The organism is Rothia sp. HMSC072B04 (assembly GCF_001813725.1).
Lineage (GTDB): Bacteria > Actinomycetota > Actinomycetes > Actinomycetales > Micrococcaceae > Rothia > Rothia mucilaginosa.
Genome location: NZ_KV813803.1, coordinates 65,416 through 71,659, shown reverse-complemented (window position 1 = coordinate 71,659; position 6,244 = coordinate 65,416). Strand labels below are relative to the sequence as shown.

Sequence of the window (6,244 nt, the reverse complement as noted above, 5' to 3'; positions counted from 1 at the left end):
AAGTAGAAGACCACGCCAACGGGCTTGGAGTAGTCCAGGTTGTTCGCGTACACGTGGTACTGGGAGGTGGTGCCCGCCGGGGAGGTGTAGCTCTGGTAGGTTGCGGAGCTCATGGTGCGGGCACGCTGAGTGTTCTGCTGCTTCTGCTCAGCCTTCTGTTCGGTCTTCTGCTCGACCCTGGGAGCGGCGGTTGCCTTGCCCTTGGAGAGCGAGTTGCTCAGAATCTGCGAGAAGTTGTAGTCGAAGTGGCCCGAACCGTTCAGAACGGTCGCGGAAGCGTTGGTGTAGCCGGCGTTGCGGTAGGCGTTGTAGCCGCCCTCAACGGCGCCTCGTGCGCTCCAGGTCTGCGGGTAGGTCTCGCCGGAGCCGTCGTTCGAGTTTGCGTACCAGAACATGGGCTGGGACTTCAGCGCATCCGAGGGGGTGCCCTCGTCCAGGCCGCCGCCAGCGACCATAATGGAGCCGCCGCCATTGCGCCAGGTCTGGGGCTTAGTGTTCAGCTCGTAGGTGATGAACTCAGCGCCACCGGAGTAGCCCATGGTCCACACGTTGGAGGAGTCCACGCCGTTAGCCGCGATGAAGGAGGAAGCGAAGGAGCGGAAGAACTCGCCGTTACGGTCCATGTTTTCCCACCAGGTCACGCCAGCATCGTAACGGTTGGTGTCCGGGGAGATGACGGGCACGAACAGCATGTTCTGTGCCGCTGCGGATGCAGCCATCTGAGCCAGCTCACCGGAGGGGTCGTAGACCTTGGACTGGTCGTTACGCCAGTAGTCGCCGTCGAAGTAGAAGACCACGCCAACGGGCTTGGAGAAGTCCACGCCCTCAGCGTAGACGTGGTACTGCGAGGTGGTACCAGCCGGGGAGGTGTAGGACAGGAAAGTCTGGTTGGTGCGGGTTGCTGCCACACCGGATGCCGCCTGAGTAGCCTGTGCGGTCTGCGCGGGCTGCGCGGCAGGGGTTGCAGCGCTCTGGGTAGCTGCGGGAGCCTGGGTAGCTGCGGGGGTCTGTGCAACCTGTGCCAGGGTGGGCTGAGCGGAAGGCTGAGCCGCCTGTGCGGACTGGAAGGTAGCCGAGGGGGTTGTCTGCTGAGTTGCCTGGGCAGTGTAGGTCTTCTGGATGGGCTGAACCGCGGTCGTTGCGGGAGCCTGCTGAGTCTGCTTTGCCTGTTCTGCCTGCTGGCGGATCTGCACAGCAACCTGCGAGAGGGTGGGCTGCACGGTGGAGGTGAACAGGGACTTCGGAGCCTGGGTAGCTGCGCCGGGGATGTCCTGAACGACGGGTGCGAATGCGGAAGCGGGTGCTACCAGGGTGCTACCGAGCACGGAGGGTACGGCGATGGCTGCGAGAGAGCCAGCCTTAACGGTGCGGGGGCGAAGTGCCATGGGTTGTCCTCGTTGTTGGTGTTTCGTGGGGCGCGGACGCCCGAGAGTGGTTGAGTGATAGGTGGTCTATAGGTGAGAAGCCTATAGGCGGTCGGCCTGCGAATGTGATGCCGCATGGAGCAAGTCCAGTAACCGTCCCGTGTGTGTTGCGGGGGTTTCCTCGTGTGATGGAGGGGTGCAGTATTCATTTCGGAGAGCTACGCGGCGGACCGCGGTGACCACGTACTCAAAGCTACCAGGTCAAAAAGCCTTTTCCAGCGGTTTTTTGGGGCTATTTTTGGGTATCGAACAAGATTCAATCTTAACAAGAGCTTTTTCTAAGCTTCTAGTTTAACTTGAATCACCCTCAAGTAGAGGTTGAATGGGCTATTTTTCCTTGATTTTCCGGGGTTTTTGAGCGTTTTTTGAAAGAGTTTCAAAAAACTCTACAATTAACTTGAATGTTTTATATGTGACTACAATCACTTTCAGAGTGAATTGTTGCACTCGAAGACCATTTTCTTCCAAAAACCGCGGAATTCCGGGGCAGAACGGGTGATTTCCAAGCCCGGAATATAGACACCTTTCGCATATTCCACTTTGAGAATGCACTTTGAGGCAAAAACAGCCCCCTCGCCACTCCCCCACCCAGGCATCCTATCGGACCCCTCATCACGCTCTTGAGACCCGCCCCAGAGCCCCCTTCAGGACCCCTTTCAGATCCCCTTTCAAGGAGCTCAAAAGCAGCGTCTCAAGAAGGCGTAACCACCCTCCAGCAACCGCTCGGAAGTGACTCCACCACCCCCATGGGCACACCCGCTTGAAGCCCCGATAGACGGACTGAGGAATACCTCGAAAGACGCATCGGGAGACGTTCCGAAACCAGTCCAGGGTACTTTCACGACGGTTCTATGAAATTCCGTGAGGAGGTTTCAAGAGGGGTTTCGAGAGGCCGAAAGATCCACCTCAAGCACCCCGGAAGGGGCAGCAGGCTGCCCCCCATCAGTCTCCCCGAAGCACCGCCCCGACAAGGTTCAGAAGACCCCCTCCGCAGATTACAGAAGGCAGGAGATACGGAGAGGCAGGAGATATAAAGAAAGCCGCCCAGCAGGCGGCAGAAAGGTAGCACAAGAAGAAGAAAAGTAGGCGGCAAATGAAGACAGGTCGCCGACAGGAAAGGTGCAGGAAGGTGGCGAAAGAAGGCAGACCGGCGGTCGGAAGGTGACGGGAGGACAGCAGAAGGAGACAGGTCGGCGGGAGTACGGGTTTTAGGGAATAAAAAAACTCCCGATAGCTAAGCTATCGGGAGTTATCCGTTGCGGGGACAGGATTTGAACCTGCGACCTGAACATTCTGAAAGTTGCCCCTACTAATCTTGCATCGTTGTATCATAGCAGTGCGGGTAACTTTCTGTTACCTGAATATGTTCAGATTCTGAGAGCTTGGAGAAGTCGTGGTCACCGTTGACCTTGACACCCGTGTTGAAGAGGTTGAGGAAGCTGTTTGTCCTCACATCACCTCGAAGTTCCTGTGCGCCCCTGGGTGCCCGACGGGTGGCATTGCATGCTTCACTGCCCAGTGTGCTAACGGCTGCGGCATCTCTGTTGGCTGCAAGTGGTTAGTAGCTTTGTCGCAGCAGTCGGCCCTGGAGGGAAGGCATCCTAGGCCTTACCTCCAGGGCCGTTTTCTTTGAAAGGTAGGCCATGCCAGCTATATCGGTAACTGATTTGTCGGTTGGGTACAAGAATTCCCCAGTAGTGAGCGGCATTAACTTGCAGCTAAATACTGGCAGGATAATCTGCCTCCTTGGACCAAATGGGGCAGGTAAAACCACCTTAATGAAAACGCTCCTTGGTCGGATAAAACCAATAAGTGGCCACATTAGATACGATCAGACAGACATTAGCGAAATGTCAGCTGCAATCGACCATCCAAGCTACTTTCCGTATCTGAGCGGTAAACAAAATGTACAGGTCGTCGCGGCATTCTGGGGTCTGGATGTTGATCCTGAGTCGGCCTTGGATAGTGTGGGCATCGTCCGCGCTGCCCACGGGCGGAAAGCCAAGGACTACTCGACCGGCATGAAGGAACGGCTGGAGCTTTGTCTTGCTTTATTATCTAGACCAAGATTTTTGTTCCTTGATGAGCCACAGAATGGTTTGGATCCAGATGGCATGATCTCCTTGTCTGCGACGCTTCGTCGTTATCGGGACGAAGGGAACTGCGTTGTAATATCAACGCACCTCCTCCATGAGATTCAAGGCGTCCCGGATGAGTGTGTCGTAGTTCGTAACGGCAAAGCTTTGCATATCCCCGACCTCAACGGCGTGAATCTCGCGGACCTATATCACCGGGGGTAGGACCATGCGAATTACTTCAGCTATCCGTGCTTTGCTTACTTACTATTGGAACATCTGGTATTTTCTCGCGGCTATCTTGGGCTCAATGGCGTCACTATTCCTCGGTGCATGGATTTCAAGTGAGGCAAGCGGAACTCCAATAACAGGGGGATACAGCTTCTTCTTTACTGGAACGCAGCCACTAATTTCCCTCGCATTACTCTTTATACTTGATGCTAGGGTTTCCAAGGTCCACTACGGGGGTTTGCCTCAGCAGGTATACATTGCCTGGTTGCCTAGCGTCCTACGCACCATCTGTCGAACACTTTCAATAGTTCTTGTAAACCTACTTAGTGTGCTGCTATTCGATCTAACAATGGTTTTGTCTGGTTCGAAAATGCACTCTGGGCTAGCAACCCTGCTTTGCTTTCTTACCTTCCAAAGTATACTAATTGCTCTGATCTACTCGACATTAGAAAGTCTCTCAAAACCTCCGACTGCCGCGGTAATTTCAGGTGTTCTTCTGTACTTCTGGATAGTGCTACCCGGTAACCTAGCTGACAATGCTACCCCATACATATCAAACGCCCTCCACTCCGTAGGGCTGAATCTCAATGGTACCGCAATCTCGTTCGTAGATATCCAGGAGCAATCAAATTTCGGTTTCTCTGCGCTTATCCCGGTACCAATCCTAATTATTACCTATGTTCTTGTGGCTAGGTTTCGAAGTAAAGGAGCAGTAAGAAAATGAAGTCTTTGTGTTCTATCGAGCGAATTGCAATCATTCGTTGGGTCACGATCGCTTATCTCGGTGCACTAGTTCTTCCGCTGCTGTTTCTCCGTTATGGAAATACCATTGCCGTAGCGCAATCCGCGTTACTCATCATGCTCCCAATTGCCACGGCAGGTCTAGCTTTGTCGCATGCTAAGGTCCCTGCCTCGTACGTCTCGTTTAGTATTCACGATAAAGTTCTGCTCCGGTTCATTGCTAAATCGCTGCTTCTCGCACAAGTAGTTAACCTTTGTTTGAGTCTGCTTTATGTCTCTATCATTGGCGAGCTTGTTAATGAGCGACTGTCGAGTCATACTGCTTTAGTACTTGTTTTCTCTTCGGTTGTGCTAACTCTGGCCTGTTTTGCGCTTCGGCTTTGGACTACTTCATTAGTTTCATGGATTGTTATCATCTTTTTTGTGGTGGCAGGTCTTCCGATTAGCACAGGTGATTTTGCGAACTCACCGATCTTGTTTGCTGTCGTTCCCACGACTTGGATTTTAAAAGGCGCCACCTTTGGCTCCTATATATTTTCTACCGGGTTTCTGTTGGCTGCGATAAGTTCGGGGTTTTTACTAACGTCGGTGAAACGTGCATAGCTATACTTCACTTGGAAAAGCGTATGTGAGGATAGCTGCACTTCCAACGGATAGGTTTCCAAGTGACGGCAAAGCGAAGTCAGCGTTTGCTAAACTGTTCTATCGAATCCCAGTTTGAGATCGGTCCTTGCAAGTTCCACACCTTCGTTTTATTCCGCTATCACGAAGGCTATTTCCGGCTCTTCCGAGTTGAGTGTGGGTGACCAGGTATTGGTCGGGGGTTGTGGGTAGAGGTCGAGGTCCTTGATGATGAGCGGACTTCTACCACCGCGATCTTCAAAGGACCTCCTGTTGACTTCTTACCGTGACGGATCATGGGGCAGCCACACACAGAGCACGATGCAGTATTCACAGGAACGAGGCAAACACGACCAACTGAAAGAGTGACTTTCCCGCACCAGAAAGCCGAAAAGTCACCCAACCAGCAACACGTAGTGTCCTATAACCCAGAAAGAAAGCTCTCCCTGGAAGCCACTGAGGCTTCCAGGGAGAGCAGTCAGAGAGTGCGAAAGACGAATACACCGCTATCAAGCGTGAGGCGGCCGATGGGGGAGTCGTAGGTGGCGAGCGCCGGATCAGAATTGCTCGGGGTGATCGCGGTAGGCATACGCCCACACTGTCACGGCGACAGTCACAGCGCGAGTCCACGCGTCACGGACAGCGTCCAGTTCTGCGCCCTCGAAGCCCTCCGCCAGGAGACGGTGCCCGACCTCCACAGTCGGCGCGATGAAGGCGAGCACGTAGCGCAGAGGCACGAATGGCGTCGAGTCCGCCCCATCCGCCGCGTTCTTCGCCGCGGTCATGTGTCGAGCTCCGATCAGGTACTGGTAGTCCAACCACGCCTGATCCCGCTCGCGCGTGCACATGTCGATGATCCACTGGGCGAATCGGGGCTTTGACGCCTGCGCGTACTCGGGGTTCGGCTGTCCATCCGGATGCGCGGAATGTGCTGCCAGGTAGGTCTTTTGAGCCAAAATCCCGCGCCACGTGTCGACCATTTCCATGGCATGCGGCGCCAGGATGGGTTCTGCTCGCGCGAGCAGCTCTGCGTCACCGGGCTGGACGTGCGCGGCGGCCTCAATCTGGCGTAGATCCTCGAGTGTGAGCGGAGACGTGGGGACGGCATCGGTGCCGTAGGTGTACCCCGACGAGTGGTCGTAAGCGGTCATG

4 protein-coding genes and 1 pseudogene are annotated in these 6,244 nt (G+C 54.6%); 3 read left to right on the top strand and 2 right to left on the bottom strand.

Features of this window, described 5'->3' with window-relative positions; all coding sequences use genetic code 11:
- Positions 1-1,385, bottom strand: a pseudogene (locus HMPREF2928_RS04755) (S-layer homology domain-containing protein); the annotation flags it as partial.
- A 1,432-nt stretch (positions 1,386-2,817) separates the two neighbouring features.
- Here HMPREF2928_RS04755 and HMPREF2928_RS09315 point away from each other — a divergent pair.
- The 3 genes from HMPREF2928_RS09315 (at position 2,818) to HMPREF2928_RS04745 (ending at position 5,074) form a co-directional block, all read left to right on the top strand.
- Positions 2,818-3,057, top strand: a complete 240-nt coding sequence (locus HMPREF2928_RS09315; protein ID WP_005505332.1) for a gallidermin/nisin family lantibiotic — start codon at positions 2,818-2,820, stop codon at positions 3,055-3,057.
- 64 nt (positions 3,058-3,121) lie between these two features.
- Positions 3,122-3,724: an ABC transporter ATP-binding protein gene (locus tag HMPREF2928_RS04750; RefSeq protein WP_231840295.1), complete on the top strand. Its 603-nt coding sequence runs from the start codon at positions 3,122-3,124 to the stop codon at positions 3,722-3,724.
- Between the two features lie 726 nt (positions 3,725-4,450).
- Complete coding sequence (locus tag HMPREF2928_RS04745) at positions 4,451-5,074, top strand: hypothetical protein (protein WP_005505326.1); 624 nt, start codon at positions 4,451-4,453, stop codon at positions 5,072-5,074.
- A 575-nt stretch (positions 5,075-5,649) separates the two neighbouring features.
- Here HMPREF2928_RS04745 and HMPREF2928_RS04740 read toward each other — a convergent pair.
- Positions 5,650-6,243 (bottom strand): protoglobin domain-containing protein, encoded by a 594-nt coding sequence (locus HMPREF2928_RS04740; protein WP_005505324.1) that lies wholly within the window; start codon positions 6,241-6,243, stop codon positions 5,650-5,652.
- Position 6,244 lies beyond the last annotated feature (1 nt).